This is a genomic window from Methanosarcina sp. MSH10X1, from assembly GCF_004099695.1.
GTDB lineage: Archaea > Halobacteriota > Methanosarcinia > Methanosarcinales > Methanosarcinaceae > Methanosarcina.
In genome coordinates this window covers 1-17717 of record NZ_SCHL01000017.1, presented here as the reverse complement: position 1 = coordinate 17717, position 17717 = coordinate 1, and the positions used below count along the sequence as shown (strand labels likewise).

At 39.0% G+C, this 17717-nt stretch carries 14 protein-coding genes and 1 tRNA gene; 5 read left to right on the top strand and 10 right to left on the bottom strand.

What is annotated here, in order from left to right:
• Nucleotides 1-386: 386 nt before the first annotated feature.
• Together EQO05_RS11915 and EQO05_RS11910 are read left to right on the top strand one after the other, a co-directional pair.
• Entirely contained in the window at nt 387-1013 is a 627-nt protein-coding gene (locus EQO05_RS11915; RefSeq protein ID WP_240664628.1) for a hypothetical protein, read from the top strand.
• A 784-nt stretch (nt 1014-1797) separates the two neighbouring features.
• Nucleotides 1798-2481, top strand: coding sequence for a PrsW family intramembrane metalloprotease (locus EQO05_RS11910; protein WP_240664626.1), 684 nt, complete (start codon nt 1798-1800; stop codon nt 2479-2481).
• A gap of 297 nt (nt 2482-2778) precedes the next feature.
• On the opposite strand, the gene EQO05_RS11905 is transcribed toward EQO05_RS11910, so the two are convergent.
• From EQO05_RS11905 to EQO05_RS11895, 3 genes are all read right to left on the bottom strand, one after another.
• A tRNA-Gln gene (locus EQO05_RS11905) sits at nt 2779-2851 on the bottom strand.
• A 134-nt stretch (nt 2852-2985) separates the two neighbouring features.
• Nucleotides 2986-3387 carry a hypothetical protein gene (locus EQO05_RS11900; protein WP_128506804.1) on the bottom strand — a complete coding sequence of 134 codons (402 nt, stop codon included), beginning with the start codon at nt 3385-3387 and terminating at the stop codon, nt 2986-2988.
• Between the two features lie 45 nt (nt 3388-3432).
• Complete coding sequence (locus tag EQO05_RS11895) at nt 3433-3762, bottom strand: DUF2551 domain-containing protein (protein WP_128506802.1); 330 nt, start codon at nt 3760-3762, stop codon at nt 3433-3435.
• 902 nt (nt 3763-4664) lie between these two features.
• On the opposite strand from EQO05_RS11895, the gene EQO05_RS11890 reads away from it, so the two are divergent.
• Both EQO05_RS11890 and pap read left to right on the top strand, forming a co-directional pair.
• Nucleotides 4665-5129, top strand: coding sequence for a hypothetical protein (locus EQO05_RS11890; RefSeq protein WP_128506800.1), 465 nt, complete (start codon nt 4665-4667; stop codon nt 5127-5129).
• 2490 nt (nt 5130-7619) lie between these two features.
• Entirely contained in the window at nt 7620-9125 is a 1506-nt protein-coding gene (gene pap / locus EQO05_RS11885; RefSeq protein WP_128506798.1) for a polyphosphate:AMP phosphotransferase, read from the top strand.
• A 23-nt stretch (nt 9126-9148) separates the two neighbouring features.
• Here the strand turns inward: pap and EQO05_RS11880 are convergent, their stop codons facing one another.
• Entirely contained in the window at nt 9149-9622 is a 474-nt protein-coding gene (locus EQO05_RS11880; protein WP_128506796.1) for a response regulator, read from the bottom strand.
• Nucleotides 9623-9768: 146 nt separating this feature from the next.
• Between EQO05_RS11880 and EQO05_RS15590 the strand changes: the two genes are divergently transcribed.
• Nucleotides 9769-9912 carry a hypothetical protein gene (locus EQO05_RS15590; RefSeq protein WP_164888541.1) on the top strand — a complete coding sequence of 48 codons (144 nt, stop codon included), beginning with the start codon at nt 9769-9771 and terminating at the stop codon, nt 9910-9912.
• A 246-nt stretch (nt 9913-10158) separates the two neighbouring features.
• On the opposite strand, the gene EQO05_RS11875 is transcribed toward EQO05_RS15590, so the two are convergent.
• The 6 genes from EQO05_RS11875 to EQO05_RS11850 all read right to left on the bottom strand — a co-directional run.
• Nucleotides 10159-10476 (bottom strand): hypothetical protein, encoded by a 318-nt coding sequence (locus EQO05_RS11875; protein WP_128506794.1) that lies wholly within the window; start codon nt 10474-10476, stop codon nt 10159-10161.
• A gap of 775 nt (nt 10477-11251) precedes the next feature.
• Nucleotides 11252-11647 (bottom strand): response regulator, encoded by a 396-nt coding sequence (locus tag EQO05_RS11870; RefSeq protein ID WP_128506792.1) that lies wholly within the window; start codon nt 11645-11647, stop codon nt 11252-11254.
• A gap of 39 nt (nt 11648-11686) precedes the next feature.
• On the bottom strand, nt 11687-14281 hold the full coding sequence (locus EQO05_RS11865) for a histidine kinase dimerization/phosphoacceptor domain -containing protein (protein WP_128506790.1): 2595 nt from the start codon (nt 14279-14281) through the stop codon (nt 11687-11689).
• Nucleotides 14282-14355: 74 nt separating this feature from the next.
• Nucleotides 14356-15141, bottom strand: a complete 786-nt coding sequence (locus EQO05_RS11860) for a winged helix-turn-helix domain-containing protein (RefSeq protein ID WP_128506788.1) — start codon at nt 15139-15141, stop codon at nt 14356-14358.
• A gap of 668 nt (nt 15142-15809) precedes the next feature.
• Nucleotides 15810-16025, bottom strand: coding sequence for a hypothetical protein (locus EQO05_RS11855; RefSeq protein ID WP_128506786.1), 216 nt, complete (start codon nt 16023-16025; stop codon nt 15810-15812).
• 793 nt (nt 16026-16818) lie between these two features.
• Nucleotides 16819-17717: histidine kinase dimerization/phosphoacceptor domain -containing protein (locus EQO05_RS11850; protein WP_128506784.1), on the bottom strand; the 899-nt coding region annotated here is incomplete at its 5' end.

Here is a 17717-nt window from a genome sequence, read left to right as displayed (position 1 = left end):
TGCTGTAAATATAGAGAAGTTCAGGAAGAAGAGCTTATTCCCTCTGGGAAGTATCTTGTTATCGAATCCTAACATTTTCCCCTGAAAGTTTCTTAAGCTTTAAAACCTGAATTAACGAATTTGCCAGTATCACAAACTCATCAGGCTTAATTCTCAATTCATTCAGGGAACGAAAAAGAAGTTTCTGGTATTGGACAAAAGAATAATTCATAGTAAAAGCAGCTTTTTGATGACGTATTGAAATGATACATAATGCAGTTACAAGCTAATATACTTTGAAACTAATATGTCTCCGAATTAATCATTATATCACCTGAACCGGAACTTTGCTTGCAGGATTTTGAGAAATAAAGAAAAAGAAGCTTGCTTATGAAGCGGGTGACAGTTTGAAAACTACACAACCTCAGTTTTCGGGAAGTCAATTGAGATCTCAGGTGATATCCCACAGCCTTTTATTCCTTGTTGTGAGGATTGGATGGATTATCACTAAAGTTCTCGACTTCTGTGCCTTTCCTGAGCTTATGGACCGCTTATGGCAGGTTATTAAGCCTGAGACCCGGGGTCTTTCTGCAGTGGAGGAACAGGAAGCTCGAAGCATATTCGGAAATCGAATCGATTACCGGAAGGTACGTATTGATGAAGCTTCGTTCATCGCCTGGACGAGAGCGAAGCTAAAGAGGTGTTCAGGAATGGGGGTTACGACCTTCCATACAATCAACTTTACAAGAAAGCTTAACACAGCTCCAGGCAACTCCGACATGAAGTGGCTTGTACACGAATTAACCCATATCGCCCAGATGGAACATACAGGTTCGCAATATATGGTTGAAGCATTTCGTGCGCATGTGAAGGAAGGATACGCATACAGACCAGGCGCAAAAAAGCATTTCCGGGAATATAACCGCGAGCAGCAGGCTTGTATTGTTGCAGATTATTACGTTGCAAGCTTTTCAGGCGGCTCAACTGCCGCTTATGATCCGTATATTGCAGAATTGAGAGCTGGAGAGCTATAAACTATAGATAAGGCTGTTCACCTCCGGAGCCGGCTTATTGAACTCCTCGGCTATAAAACCCTGCATCAAAGTATCTGGGATCCGTATTGCCTGTAAGAAGAGAAAGCCGTTAAAGGAAAAAAATTGCCGGTTGGCATTAGCGGAATATCATCAGAGGGATAATATTTAAAGCTCCCAATCATAATATTACCTGTAACGTGGGTAATATGTATTGAGGCTCTCTTGCTTTCATACGTCAAGACCCTTATCGGTAAGGGTTTAAGCCTGGTTTGGGGATCTCTACTGAAGAGATGCAGGCAATTATCGATCCATGTTTCGGGTACGAGCAATTCAACCATCCCGAGACCGGCAAGTTGATGAAATTTTGTTTCAGGAGTCAATATACTGTCACTCGCTGATGGCACCAGTTCAAAAATTCCGAATGGGGGAAAGTCGCTTTTGCATGAAGTCATCGAGAAATATCCGGATAGACAGGGGACTTTTGTCTGCCCGTTCTCAATTTTATATTATGCTTCATCCATACTGTCCTGAACTAATGCCTGAGTTCAAGCTGTAAATTCTTTACATTAGGAGGCGCATTTTGGAAGATAATTCAGGGTTACTGGATAGGGAGGAAAGTATAGATAGCCCGGCGAAAGCTCAGTTCTCTAAACCGGCTACCCGACGGAACTCCTGGCTAAAAGTTATAGTATCCGCAACAGCTTTCTACATTCTCTTACTTGTGGCATTGCTGATGACTGGCAATCCCAACCTGTTCCCAAGTTTGGTGTTAGTCGGCAACTTTATGGTACCTGTTGCCTATGTGGCGTTCTTATATGAGCGAAGGCATTTTAGCCGCCTGAGAATGCCTACTGTCTCCCTGGCTTTCCTGTACGGTGGGCTGGTGGGTATTATCGCTACTTCTTATCTGGGGCCGTTATTCATTATCCCTTTTAATCTGGGCGAGTCTCTGGCAGTAGGGCTAATTGAAGAATTTGCTAAAATCCTGGGCGTACTTGTAATTGCACGCCGCGGACGGCATGATCTGGAAATGGATGGGCTGATCCTGGGCGCGGCGGTGGGGATGGGGTTTGCGGCTCTGGAAAGCACCGGTTATGCCTTTACGAGCTTCCTGATGAGTTCGGGGAGTATTTCTGCAACAGTGGAAGTGACTTTATTCCGCGGTCTGCTTTCCCCACTTGGGCATGGAACCTGGACAGCAATTTTAGCCAGTGTACTGTTCCGTGAAAGCAAGGACTGCTGCTTCCGGGTTAACCTGCAGGTAATTGGAGCATACCTGTTTGTTTCTATCCTGCATGCAATGTGGAATGGTTTGTCACTGGTTCTCACTCCAGTTATTGGCCTGGGACTGGGTGCGATCACAACCTGGGCTGTGGTTGGATTTATCGGGTTGTATGTGCTCTGGGTGCGCTGGCGAGATGCCGTCAGGTCGCAAACTATCCTGTTACCACAAACAGAGGGCGAATAATCCGGAAATGGAGTGTGATAGAGGTACATGGACAGGAGCTGAGAAAACGAGATCCTTTTAATCCTCAGTCTCTCGGGTAGATAGCCGGAGATGTTTCCGGAACGGGATCTGAGGGAAATTTCTCTTTGTGCCATCTGAAGGAAATTTCTCTTTGTGCCAAAAGTATATCTTAAGGGCATCTGGAAAGTCTCGAGACTCCCAATAATAAGATTTAGAAAAGTACTTGATATAAAAAATACAAAAACAGAAACTCTTTTTTTGCCTGAATACAAAAGAGCTTTACTTACATAGTGTGTATAGCCCGGCACGGATTCGAACCGAGGTTGCAGGATCCAGAGTCCCGCATGATTGACCACTACACTACCGGGCTTCGATGATTTTTCGCTGCGGGGCGCAATTCTTTCGCCCTGAAGCGTATCTTCTAAAGGAAGATCTCATATATATACCTTTCGGCTGAGGAGGTGAAATTCCAAAATTGAATTGGGAAAAAAGTTTAATATTTTTTCAAAGGTTTTCTTCGGGCTGATTGAGAACTGCAGTCCACCACCAGCGGGCCATGTCTAAGAGATCTTTTGAAAACTGGCCTGAAAGCCTGTACTCTTTATCCTTTATCGAGATAAGTCCGGCTCCAAGCAGTTTATTGCGCATCGCATAAAATGAGGCACGTCCTATCTGGAGTTCTTCCAGAAGGAGCTTCCATTCATCAGTCCTGATTGCGTTTCCTGAAGCCTGGCGCTCTTCAATTATTGTCAGAAACTTTTGACCTCGAACAGCCGTTGAATCCTCTTGAAAAATACGCCGCATAAGGGTATAATAAGGGTCCCTTGAGTTACTTATGCGAGTATTTGCATCCGACCTTACCACAATAGTCGTTGCTGTTCTTGGTGCGTTTTTAACGAGTGACATTGTCCATCAGGCAGCTGGGGGTAAAATAGTGAAATAGTAAAAATCTCAAACCGAGAACTCAGCCGGTGTCTTGGATGAGGATACAATCTTCATGAGCAGATCTATATACTCCTCTCTCAGAAGGTAAACCATTGGGGTTTTATAGGATTCTTTATGCGCCCTTAGAATTCCAAGTTTCGAATGGATATACCCTACCATGGATGCGACCGTATTCCTGGATACATTATAATTACTCGTAAGCATTTCATGTAACTCGTCAATGGTCGCTTTTTTTACCTTGATGAAGATGCACAGGATTGCCCTTCGATATCCACTGGTATCAACTTCAAGAAATTTCTCTAACCTGGATTTAATTTTAGCTCGGATGGATACCATTAATTGCCACCTCTACTGATGTAGTAAACTATGTAAGTTATAGCTCTATATATAGATTTGTAAATTTATTCGTCCAGATGGGGATGGATACAAAAAATTGATACCCATTAAACAATTTTACTTTACTTCAAATCCAGTTCCTGTATGCATATATATTCTTTCTCTGATATATCGTTTTTTATGCCTCATCCGCACCGGATATAATCCCAAATCTTTCAAGAGCTTTTTACTATAAATGTCAAACTTTTATATTTTTATTTTTAATTCTAATTCCTAATAAAAGCTTTATATTCAGATAAATCGAAAAAGCTTCTATTCCATGGGAGAAAATTTCGAATACTTACATAATATATTTACTCAAATACTCTATTATTTTCTTATGAAAATATATTAAGTTTGCGTTTAATCCACTAAAACTGTCCAGTTAATATACATCAAAAAGTAAAAACTGTGAGATTTCAAACCTCACTGTAAGCTTGAGGTTAAGTATTAGTCTTACAGTGAAAGTTTTTTCTGGAAATTCATTCCGTTTGCGGGCTGTTTTCATTCCCAAATATTTCAGGTAACAGGCTTTTGGAAGCCTGTATTTAAGTTCTATTCTTCATGAATCTTGCGGCATCCTTCCTGTATATAATTAAATCTCAAAAACGAGTAGAATTATCTCAGTGCATGAGGGTAGAATAGAAAAGCTTCAGAGTACAATAAATTTTAAACTAAAAAAGAAGAGAAGAAAAGAAAAAAATTAATGAAATATAGGGTAGCCCGAAAGCCAGGAGCTTTCATAAAAAGGGGATTAATATTAATAGGGTTATAACCTTTACAAAGAAAGAGAGTAAGAAATAGGAGAAAATCCTGAAAACCAGTAGCTTCGACCCTATCAGCCTCATCCAGGAGCATATAATATGGATTATAGCTATGACCTTAAAGGAAACAATCTATACATTGGAGAGAACCGAATACCTGCTTACAGCCTGGAAGAAAATGAGATAGGTAATTGCACCAGTTGCGATTCCATACTTATAAGCCTCAGTTACCACAGAGCAGGTGAAAAAACCGTAATCGTAACAAAATGTGTTTCTTGCGGGGTTTTCTATGCAAATGTTTATGATTCCGGATGGAATTGGGCAGATGAGGTCAAGGTATCCCTGCTTCCAATTCCGATTCCCATAAGCAGCCAGGTCGTTGACGACTGGAAAGGGCTTGAGACAATTCCCATAAAAAAGCTTGAAGCCGTCTTCTCCAGAGGGGAAATCGAAGCCCTTTTTGCCAGGGCAAAGGACGAAACACCTGTCCGCCAGTACCTTTACAGGGCCCGCAAAAAGTACAAACTCTTTGAAGAGATATTTGACCTCGAACTTGCATTATAATTTAGTTACGGACTTTTTCTATTTACTTATTTCCTGCGTACAGGGAGGTTTTAATTCAGAATTTATTATTCGTACTAATATATTAGTACGAATAAATAAGGAATAATATTATTTTTAACATATAGTGTTTAATTAATTAAAATAAGATTAATAATTTAAACTTTAAAATTTTTGAATTATTATTTTTAAAAAATAATATTTATAATATAAATGTGTTATGTTGAATTAAAAATTTTTATTTGTTAGACAGTCCGAATTTTTGTAAGTGCAATACAAAACCATGTCCATAAATATTCATCTATCAATATTTATTTTAAAATTTTAACCTAAATTGAGCTGTCTGTAGAAATTCCTTGGCTGTTTTTAGCTATGTGTCGCTGTATATTTTTAATTTAGTAAGCCTACACTATTCGAATCAAATCATATAATATAAATATACCAGCATAAAACAGTGAATTGATTAATTTCTCCTTTTTATCATATAAATGATGAGATAAACTGAAGTATCCCGTAAAAAAGTAGTGAGAAAGGCAGAGAAATTTTTTCATCCGAATTTTACAAAAATACTTTCTCTGGATAATTATTTCTGTCTGGGGCACTGTTAGAAATAATACTGGCTAAAACCTTTAACTCGTGTGAACAAACCTCCAATTTTGTAATAAATCATATGTTTATTTATGACCCAACTGCATATTACAGGGTTTGTCTCTTATTTTTTATTTTTTTAACCATTTCTTCATTATTTGAACAAGTCCGAAAATTAAAAAGCGAACGGATAAAATCTATTCCTATATGATATGGGTATAGATTCATCACGATGTACAAAAAAATATTTATGCTCCAATTTTGTAAAGTCGTTTATTCCAGATACTATAGGAATATGCAGGTTTCTGCCGATAACTGTACACTTTAATGCAAAAAGAGGTTAAAAGTAAAATGGTTGAAAAAGTAAATATAACTATACATATAGACTATATGAATAACTTATACATTCCATATCAATATATAAATTCGGTCATTCTCAATTTAAATCAAATATTGTTTTAAATAGAAAGAGTGTTATTTTTTATGTCTAATGAGAATAATTTGTTGCTATATGTTATTATCCAAACTTCAACTGTGTAGTCTACCCTATTTAATCGAAAAAACATATTATAAATATAGAAGAATTTTAACACTACTGCTTAGCAGAATAAGCTAAAAATCTAAAAATATCCTTATGTCAAACTGAACAGTTTTTAAATGAGAAATAATTCCTCAAGTGTATACATCTCAGATTTTGTATATTAAAGAAATGTAAATAATTGTAAGAGTACATTATAATCATCTTACTATATTAAACAATAAAAAAATGTGCAACACAATAACTTACTATTAAGCACATATAACATGTAATAAATTATACCTATTTCAATAAATGCTTTTATGATATTATATTGTTACGTAGCATCTTGAAAACATTCACTAAAATAAATATATTATCAAACATTCACTGTTTTATTTAATATGTGAAAATGATACATAATAAATTAATCAAGAAATAACTCATATTCTATTGTATATTATAAGTAGATTAGCAGATAATTTTTTGATAAATATGAAATTAAACATATTATAAAGATTATAATTAGCTGCACGTAACACCAGAAAGTCTTAATTAACTAGTTGCAATAAAAAACATATATTAAAAAGTAGATTTAATTGATTAGTTATTTAATAATAAGAAACTATAAAACAATCAGAATAGGATATATTCATTTAATTATACATAAGTTATTGTTCAATATAATTATGAGAGAAATTCACCAACTCGTTTAAGTCGTCGTATATAATATACAATGAGATGTACAATACAGGGACCAAAACACTGCACTGAGTACAAATATTACTGTTTACGACCCCAAAATAAAGATAATTATTAAGATATATTTATAAAATGGTTTTTCCTCTGCTTCGTATAGACTCTCTGAAACAAAAAGTCTGTAAAAAGAATACTTGATTTTGAGATTAAAGGTTTACTAATTTTACATTGGATGGACTAAATTTAAACTATGATATGGAATTAAACAATTGAGTTATAGACACATTGATTACAAAATGATCTGAATGAATAAAATAAACAAAATAAAATAAAATAGTTGAAATAATATAAAATGGTTAAAATAAAATAAAATAAATAAAATAAATATAATTAACATTAATATATTAATAGAGTCATGAAATGAAAGTTTATCAGTTGAGTCTGCAAAAATATATAGTTCGCCAGAAATATATAACCCATCTTATCACCGGTATCCAGAAATTGGGGCAAAAAACTGAAATAATTATCCAGTGCATATACATTATATCATTATTTTCGAAGTAAAAATTGTATAATTTCTGATTGAATAAATTGTTATACTTTCTTTGAATAAATTGTATACTTTCGGATTGAATATTTAATAATATTAAAATAATCATCTCTTTTAGGAATAAATGCGGAGCTCCATCATGCTAGAAAAAATTGATCTCTCAAAGACAATAACAAATGCCGATTACAAGAAAAGCGAAAAAATGCTTAAACCCAAGCTAGGAGAACTGCAGCGAAAAGCCTGGGACTTAAAAATTCCCGTTATTCTCGTTTTTGAGGGCTGGCACGTATCCGGGATGTGTGAGGATATCAACAGGTTTATTCTGTCACTGGATCCCAGAGGATACAATTTCCATACAATGACAAGACCCTGCTACGAAGAACTCCTCAAGCCTTTCATTGTACGCTTCTGGTCCAGAATTCCCGTGAGAGGAAAAATTGGAGTTTTTGACAGGAGCTGGTACAGCAGATCGATAACAGAATGCCTGGGAGAAGAAAAATCCGAAAGAAGAATGGAAAAATGCCTGGAAGAAATAAACTATTTTGAGCGGCAGCTTGCCGATGATGGGTATCTCATAATAAAATTTTTTCTTCATATAAGCGAAAAAGAACATAAAGAACGTTTTAAAGAGCTCAAAAAAGCCGGTATCCCGCTTCTATTTGAGGAATACGGAAAGGAAATGATACATGACCTATATTTTATTGGCAATTACAATAAGTATCTCCCATCTGTCGAAAAACTGCTGGAAGAGACTGATATGCCTTACGCACCCTGGACAGTCGTGGAAGCTGATGACAGGAACTTTGCAACTCTTAAAATCATGATGACGGTTATTCATGCACTGGAAGCCTCTATTGAACAGGCAACCCGGACACCAGCAGAAAAGACACTTAAATATCTGGATCTGGAAGCCCAGGGAATCCCTCAGCTTAACAATTCTATCCTGGAACAAATTAACCTTTCCCGAAAGATTAATGCCGATGAGTATAAGGCATCAAAAAAGCTTTACCAGCAAAAGCTTGCAACTCTCCAGTACGAGCTTTTCAGGATAAAGCGTCCCATGGTTGTGATCTTTGAAGGCTGGGACGCTGCAGGCAAAGGAGGCGACATTTACCGCCTTGTAGAAAATCTTAACCCCAGGCTCTACAGGGTAGTCCCAGTTGGCTCGCCTAATGACACCGAAAAAGCCCATCATTACCTCTGGCGTTTCTGCGAAGCAATCCCTAAAGCCGGAAATATAACAATTTTCGACCGGAGCTGGTACGGCCGCGTCCTGGTAGAGAGGGTCGAAGGCTTTTGCAGCGAGGAAGAATGGAAAAGAGCTTACAGGGAGATCAACGAATTTGAAGAAATCCTTACACAGGCCGGAGCAATTATACTCAAGTTCTGGCTTCATATCGATAAGGAAACCCAGCTGGAACGCTTTAACAGCCGTCAGCTCGACCCGGAAAAGAAATGGAAAATTACTGCCGAGGACTGGCGAAACCGGAGCCGCTGGGAGGATTATGAAACCGCAGCCGACGAGATGCTCCAGAAAACAGGCACAATGAATGCGCCGTGGGTTGTCGTAGAATCAAACGATAAACGATATTCCCGGATAAAAGTCCTGAAAACTGTTGCTGAGACTCTTGAAAAAGAGTTATAAAAATAACAACAGGCTCTCAAAGTTTACATTGGCCCGTCAGAGCCAGGAAGGAAACTGGAAGGAGTTCTGAGCCTTTCAGAATCCTCCCGAGGTTTCCCCGGATTTCTTTTAACGTTTCTCTTCTCCAGCCTGTGCTGCATAAGAACGGAATCAATACCTTTTTTCAGATCCTTTTCGTCAAAAGGCTTCGTAATATACCCGGATCCGGTATCCCAGATTCTTTCAAGAACCTTATGGTCGGAACAGGCAGTAAGGTAAACGACTGGAATCCCAAAGCGCGATATTATCTCTTTCGACGCTTCTATGCCGTCAAGGTTGCCTTTTAGCATAATATCCATAAGCACAAGGTCAGGCAGGTTGCTTTCAGCCTTGATAATTGCCTCCTCCCCCGTCGAAACCACACCCGTAACCGTATATCCCAGATTACTTAACATTGCCCGTATTCCCATTGCAACAATATGTTCGTCCTCAACAACCAGAATTTTTCCTTCCACCATTACCATTACACCTTATTTCAACTTCCAAAAGCCGGATTTTAATCAGGTTTCCTGTCTATCTTAAGCTTAAACCGAGTTTACTGTCAATTCTTTTCTATTCCTTTAAAGGATTTGTATATAAATTAAGGTATATAACCCACGCTATCATGGCAAATACATCAGGAAGGGAAGTTTATGCTCCCCCTGTCCCAGGCAAAAGTGAAAGGCTTTATCCAGGGCTAAGGGATATTTTTATTCATTTGAAAATTTTAACCGCACTGTCAGGAAAAATTGAATTTATGAGAAGCTGAAAATTATCCTAATATACCTGATTAAATTAAAAATATATACATTCCATATTCCTTTTTGAGGAGTTCTATGAGATTTTAGTAAATGAAAATATATTTTTTACTCAATTCATAATGCATTTTAATTATTAATAGATTGTCAAAAAGGTAATATAATTAATCGAAATTACTTCCCGTCACTCGTAAATATAGAAAAGATATACAATCGTCTTTGTTTTCATACTGTGCAGAAAAGTACACATTTTTCTGTTACTCTTGTGACTTCTGTTTTATTATTACCTTGGCTACATGGTTGAGTTTTTCTTGCAGTTGTAGTATTGTACTTTTATCAAAGTATGCCTGTTCAGCTCTTATTATTACATCAGCAATTAGAAAATAAAGCGATTCATTAATATCATAATATTTAATTAGAAAATCAATTTCTGAAATTTCTCGTTCTATAGCTGCACGTTCAAGTAAGATCTTTGCCAAATGCTGCTGTTTTTCTCTAAGTAGCAATCTTATTTCCCTATCAATGCCAGTTTGCACTGCCTTTTTAATTAAATTATTGAATTCAAGTGAAAGCAATTTAATCGCTTCATACTCTTTTGGTTCCTTACGAGAAAGAATTTGCTGGATTTCGTTTAATAGTGTAAGAGTTTGTTTTTTTTGGCATGTCTCTTGATAAGCTTTTATTTTTTTTTCAATCTCTTTAGAATTTAGTTCTTTTCTTTCTCGTTCTAATCTTTTTCTTGTTTCTTCTATTTCTTTTGAAGTAGTTTTGAATTATAGTCATATATATAGCTTGACCAGTCAGGACTGTCAAAATAGCTTCTATCATATAACATTCCATTATAATATAATGTTGCCATTACAGCTTTTCTCTGCTCATCAGACTCAAAGGACATAGGATCTCCTTAATAAACATTATATGAATAGAAAATAAAACTTGATTTACTAGATATAACTTTAAGTACAAATAGATCTCTTGGTTTAAAATCAGTTAGATTAATATTTAAAAAGCCAAGATATTAATTTCAACACGGGAAACAATTATTAAGAGATGGATTCAAAAATAGACAAACATTAAAAACAAATAAATTGAATAAAAGATTAAAGGAAGATAAATTACAAAAAGGCACAGGAATAAAAGAAAAAGTTCCCGCGCCTCTAAGAAAAAAAGTGACCTGGCGGCAAAGAATTTCAGGATTTCTTAAAAAGCCCGCAGGAAGGAATATTCTATAGAATATTTTTCCCTGGATTATTCCTGTATTTCATTCTGCTTAAATTGCTCCGGGCTTTTTTCTTGCTGGTTTATTCTGATTTTTCTTTTTCCCTGAGTTATTCCGGCTTTTTCCCTGACTCATTCCGGTATTTCTTTTTCCTTCCTGTACCTGTGCAGGGCTACTTCGATACTGCTGTACAGGTCTTTTTCGTCAAAGGGTTTTATGATATAACCGAAGGGTTCGGTTTTCTTGGCACGCTCAAGAATGTTATTATCGGAATAAGCAGTCAGGTAAACGACCGGGACATCAAATCTTTCCCTGATTTCTTTTGCAGCTTCCACGCCGTCAATATCGCCTTTCAACATGATATCCATAAGCACGACATCAGGAAAGGTGCTCTCTGCCTTGCTTATGGCATCCTCTCCCGACGAGGCCACCCCGGTAACCGTATATCCCAGGCTTTTTAACATTCTCTTAATTCCCATTGCGACGATATGCTCGTCCTCAACGACCAGAATTCTTCCTTCTGCCATTTTTCTTCCTTCCGCCATTTTCACACCTTTTTCTGGATTTCATCTCCTGAAAAAACTAATTCTGAAACCTGTTCCGCTACTCCTGTCAAGTTCGATTTCCCCGTCAATCTGGTCCACAAGCGTTGTCACCAGTTGAAGTCCCAGGGAAGCCGTCTCCCGGAAGTCGAATTCTTCAGGGAAGCCCCTGCCATTATCCCTTACTATAAGGGTTAACCGGTCTTCGGAATTCCGCGCTGCGCCGTTAAGCCCGGACCCCTCATTATTCGGGCACCTGACTTTTCGATTCCCGGAATTCGCCGGACTCTTTTCCTGCGAGGTAGATTCCTCCTTACTTCTGTGCAGCCCGATATAAATCTCTCCTTCCTTCTCTCCGGCAAAAGCGTGTTTAAGGGAATTCGAGACCAGTTCATTGACAATTATTCCGAGAGGGACCGCCGTATCCATGCCCAGGAAGACCTTTTCAACATCCAGCTTCAGGCTCACTTTTCCGCTGTCAAGGGAATACGACTGGAACAGGTAGCCTGCAAGGTTCTTAATGTAATCGGCAAAGTCCACACTTACCATATCCTCGGACTGGTAAAGTTTTTCGTGGACAAGTGCCATTGACTTGACCCTGTGCTGGCTGTCCCGGAAAGCTTCGATTACATTTTTATCCGTGAAATTTCCGGACTCAAGGTATAGAAGCGTGGAAATCACCTGCAAATTATTCTTGATGCGGTGATGGATCTCTTTTTTGCGGATCTCTTCCATCTGGAGAAGCGCATCCTCGGCTTTCTTATGCTCGGTTATATCGAGAATAATGCCCTGAAGGCGGATTTCGCCGTCCTCGTTGCGCTGGATAACCGTTCTTTCGTCAACCCAGCGGATATCGCCCGATTTTGTGAGAATCCGGTATTCCGAGGTATAATCCGAACAGCCGGCTTCGATGTGCATCTCAAGTTCGGCAGCCATCCTTTCTACATCTTCGGAATGCACAATATTCCCGTAAAGAAGCCTTTTCGAAGTGAAATCCTCCACGTCATAGCCCAGCCTGGTAATATTCTCCGAAACAAATTCTGCAGGCCACATTGGTTCATACTTCCACAGGAACACGATTACAGGGCTTGTATTGATAACCTTTTCCATTTCTTCCTTAAGCTGGTTGGAGCGCTCAAGCTCTTTTGCATAATCCAGCAGGGCTCTCTCCGCCTCTCTGCGCTGGGTGGTAACCTTATCGAGAGCCTGGCGCGTCTCTTCGATACCATCTGTCAGCAGCTTGAAATCCCCCTGCCCGTGTATAAGGATCTGCCGCTTAAAATCATTCTGCTGAAAGGCTGTAAGGACTGCATTTGAATCGTCAATGATACTGTTTAAGGTTTCAGAAAATTTGTCAAGCGTATTTCCGAGTTCCCTGAATTCTCCCTGCACATCGGCATTTACCCTTTCTTTCAACTCTCCTTTTGCAAGTGCATTGGTCACCCGTATAGTTTCCCTTACAGGAACAATGACAGCTTTAAGAATCTCATTTAGGCCTGTGGGGATCTCCCTGAAATCGATTTCTACATCCGTATCCGCCCTGACATCGAGCCTTCCCTTAACCGCATCCTGGGCAATGCTCTTGAAATCTTTAACGATTTCATCTATTGGCCTGGTGATGGAACGTGAGATCATATAAGCAAGGGCTGCCATAAACAGGATGGAAATTGCGGAAATGACCAGCAGCCTGTTCTGAAGGTCAACAACGCCTGCAAGCATTTCCTCTTTCGGAATTACAAGCACAAAAGCAAGATTCCCGGTCTGCACAGGTTCATAGAACATTACAACGGTTTTGCCCGTTGTCGAATCTCTTACCTCGATATACCCGCCGGTTCCGTTTTTTATGTCATCTGCTGCCCTGGTTATTTCCTGTGAATTAAAATCATAGAGACTCTTTTTCCCGATCCAGTCCTTGCGCACAGGATGAGAAAGCAAAACGCCTGTATTACTTACCATGAAGGCATATCCCGTGTCAAAAGTCCGAACCTCGCTTACCACTTCATCCACATATTCAAGAGGGACATCTACTCCTCCTATTCCGACAAACTCCCCGTCCCTGAAAACCGGGGAGACCTGACTTACTATGAATATCCCTTCATAAAAGTACGGCTCAGTCAGGACATCTTCCCCTCTGGCTTTGGGCAGCTGGTAGTAATCCCAGGAATCGTAATGCAAAAGGGGCGCAACCATAAGCCGGCCTTCAATTTTATTGCAGTAAGGGACAAACCTGCCTGTTGCATCGTGCCCGGGGGCGTTAACATATTCCGCGTCCCTGCCGTCAAACGCGTTTGGCTCATATCCCACATAAACGCCTATAAGATTCGGATTTTTTTCAAGGATATTCTCAAGGACGCCGATTACCTCAGTCCTGTTGGAAGCCTCGTAATTTTCCATCGTAAGGGCAAGAGTTTTTGCAATTGCACTGTTAGCCTTCATATCGGCATCAAACTGGTTTGCATAGTTGCTTGCCATTTCGATTGATTTCTGGTAAGCCAGCTTTTCTTCCTGGGAAGTGACCGTACTGATAATTACAGCCGTAGAGACCGCAAGTACAAGAAAAACCCCGACAACAATATAAATAACCAGCTTTGACTTCAGGGGAAAGTTTTTAAATTGCATAGTTCAAACTCCAGCCAGTTATAAAGGGTGATGGGAAGCTTGTTCCTGTTCTGCCTGAATAGACCGGGCAGCTTTCAGGTTTCGATCACTTCTTGCGACAATTCTTTATAATGCATGAAAAGTTCCCTTCCCCAGCGAAGGGCACTGGCATCAAAGCTCATTACCTTCCTGTGATCATATTTCCCCTGCCTGTCGAAAAGGCAGAGATACATAAACTTTTCAGTAACAGCAATCGTCGGAAGCTGGAGATTTTCATTACAGACCTTAAAAACCGTATTTTCAGAGTTGAGCAGGGTTTCGAGTTCATCCCTGCAATCGTTTTTGAGCCTCTCGAAGACGGCTTTCGTTAGCACGATTTCCATTTCAGCCCCGCTTTTTGCAAGCCTGGAATAAAGCGAAGGATAAAGAGGATGATAGTAAGAAAGCGAACTCATTATGAATCTGGATTTTATGAGATTTTCTGTAAACTCCCTTGGAAGGTCGAAAAGATGATTCAGGTCAGGTTCGATTACCATGCATTCTCCCAGTTCTCCAAGCCGCATAAACTGTTCACCGGGTATGACGCCAGTATCCCGACTTGCCCAGTATTCTTTATTTTCCTCGATGACTTCGAGTGTGTTCAGGAGAGGGAGCATATTTCCTACTACAAGTCTGCCAATCTCCGAAAGCATATAACTGTCCCCTTTCTGGAAGATCAGGCCCTGTTTTTTAAGAATTTTAATCTGAGGCATCATTGCCTTTGAGGTCACATTGAGAGAAGTTTTTATCTGCTCAATATCCCTGGACCCTTCCATTAGCAGGAGGAGGAGATTTTTCCTTTTTTCAGAAAGCCAGATGGTATCGCATAAAGATGAGTTCATTGCTACTCTATATTTATTGGAGACACTTTTATAAAAAGATTATGTTAGATAAGGAAATATATTTAGTAAAAAGTAAAAGCTTAAAATCCTGACTTTGAAAACAGCTCAGGGTCTGATTGAGCTCTATTGAAAATTTCAATCGCATTAAAAAATCGCTTTACTCTGGAACCTGCATGTAGCCCTTTCTTTTACCTGAAACTTTTGAAAGAGCCACGCGGATCGGGCTATATATTATCAAAACTATGAATATATCACTTACCACTAAACAAAAACAAATCCAACATAAGAAATTGCCTGAAAAATAATGAATATTTCAGAAAGGCAATTAAAGCATAAAAATGGCACTAAAAACGATTAAAAAAATGGCAAAAAATTAAATTGGTCATTAAAATGGGTTAAAAGACCGGTTAAAATGGCAATAATAACCGGCTAAAATGGCAAAAACGGATTAAAATGACCAGTAAAACTGTTAAAATGGCAATAAGAAAATCAGCATAAAAAACGAAACAAAATGGCTCACCAAATTTGAGTTAAAAGTAAAAACTTAAGAAATACTAAAATTACTGCATCCTTCAAAAAGGTGTAGATTACTCAGGCGGTTGTGTCGCTGTATACTGGAATACAGCGTTGACTCGAAAACCTCTGAGAAAAAAATAAAGAAGAGAATTTCAGGCTTGATAAGCGGAAATTTTCTCTACTCCGAACCCCTGCAAATGCATGAAAAACGTACCTGAAAGCTGTGGCACGTGGGAATGCCATAGTTTTCGGGTGCCTCCAAAACCTGACACGTTTTTTCGAAACAAAAAGAATATTTTCAGTCTTCTGTACTTTTTCTTCTTTCCTTTTTCCTTATCTCTTTCTTCATTCCTTATCTCTTTCTTCATTCCTTATCTCTTTCTTCATTCCTTACCTCTTTCTACATTCCTCATCTCTTTCTTCATTCCTCATCTCTTTCTTCATTCCTCATCTCTTTCTTCATTCCTCATCTCTTTCTTCATTCCTTATCTATTTCTTCATTCCTTATCTCTTTCTTCATTCCGTTCTTCATTCCTTCTCTTTTTCTGTTCTCTTTCTGCTCTTTCCTTTTGTTTTTCTTCTATTACGTTTTGTTTCATATTGCCAGCTTGTTTTTCCGAAGCTTTTCGGGTAATTGTGACAACCTATGTATGATTTGAATTTCTGGTTTTGTAATATTTTAAGCCATTAAAAAATCTAATGATATAGGTATTATCCGGAGATCGGTTCCATAACCCGGAGCTGGTGAAGAAACTTCATAGATTGGGCTAAATATATCCAATTCATATATCACGCTGTCAGAAATACTGAGATTCTCAGTATATACTGAAAGCAAGCAGGTTTTCACAGGAAATAAACTCAACCTGCGAGTAGTTTTATTTAAAAACAATATGAGTTTGGGAAACTCCAGTTCGAGAAAAGAGTGCTTAAAGGGATATGAGTTTGGGAACTCATCAAAAAGAAACGGAAAAATGTGTGCAGTTCTGAGGTATTCAAACAGAAAACCCCACCAATAAGAAGACCCCAATTTAAAACTGCCAGAATAAATAACAGTCTCCAGGCAGGGTTATTGTCTCTGGCACGACCCTGCACTGGTACTTCAGGCTCAAGGAATCACAATTTTATCACAGTTCCTGCAGAACTTACTTAATCGCTTTTCCTTTAACCCCTTGTTTTAGACCTCAATTCTGTAAACCGTATTCTGAATTCGGTTCCCCTGCCTGTACAGAGTTCAACGCTGCCTTCGATCTGATCGACAAGGTTAGTCACAAGCTGCAGACCCAGAGACTCCGTTTCTCTAAAGTCTATTTCTTCAGGGAAGCCTGCACCATTGTCCGCGACGACAAGTGAAAAACGCTCGGATATATTTCCTGTTTTCGCTTCGCTGGCACTCTTCTTTTTGGGGATTTCGTCCCTCTCAGCACCGGGAAAAGACTTTCCGAAGCTTTGCTTTTCATTTTCCTCCCTTTTAAGGCAGACACTTATCCTACCTCCGGTTTTGCCTTCAGGAAAAGCGTGTTTAAGGGAATTCGAGACCAGTTCATTGACAATTATTCCGAGAGGGACCGCCGTATCCATGCCCAGGAAGACCTTTTCAACATCCAGCTTCAGGCTCACTTTTCCGCTGTCAAGGGAATACGACTGGAACAGGTAACCTGCAAGGTTCTTAATGTAATCGGCAAAGTCCACACTTACCATATCCTCGGACTGGTAAAGTTTTTCGTGGACAAGTGCCATTGACTTGACCCTGTGCTGGCTGTCCCGGAAAGCTTCGATTACATTTTTATCCGTGAAATTTCCGGACTCAAGGTATAGAAGCGTGGAAATCACCTGCAAATTATTCTTGATGCGGTGATGGATCTCTTTTTTGCGGATCTCTTCCATCTGGAGAAGCGCATCCTCGGCTTTCTTATGCTCGGTTATATCGAGAATAATGCCCTGAAGGCGGATTTCGCCGTCCTCGTTGCGCTGGATAACCGTTCTTTCGTCAACCCAGCGGATATCGCCCGATTTTGTGAGAATCCGGTATTCCGAGGTATAATCCGAACAGCCGGCTTCGA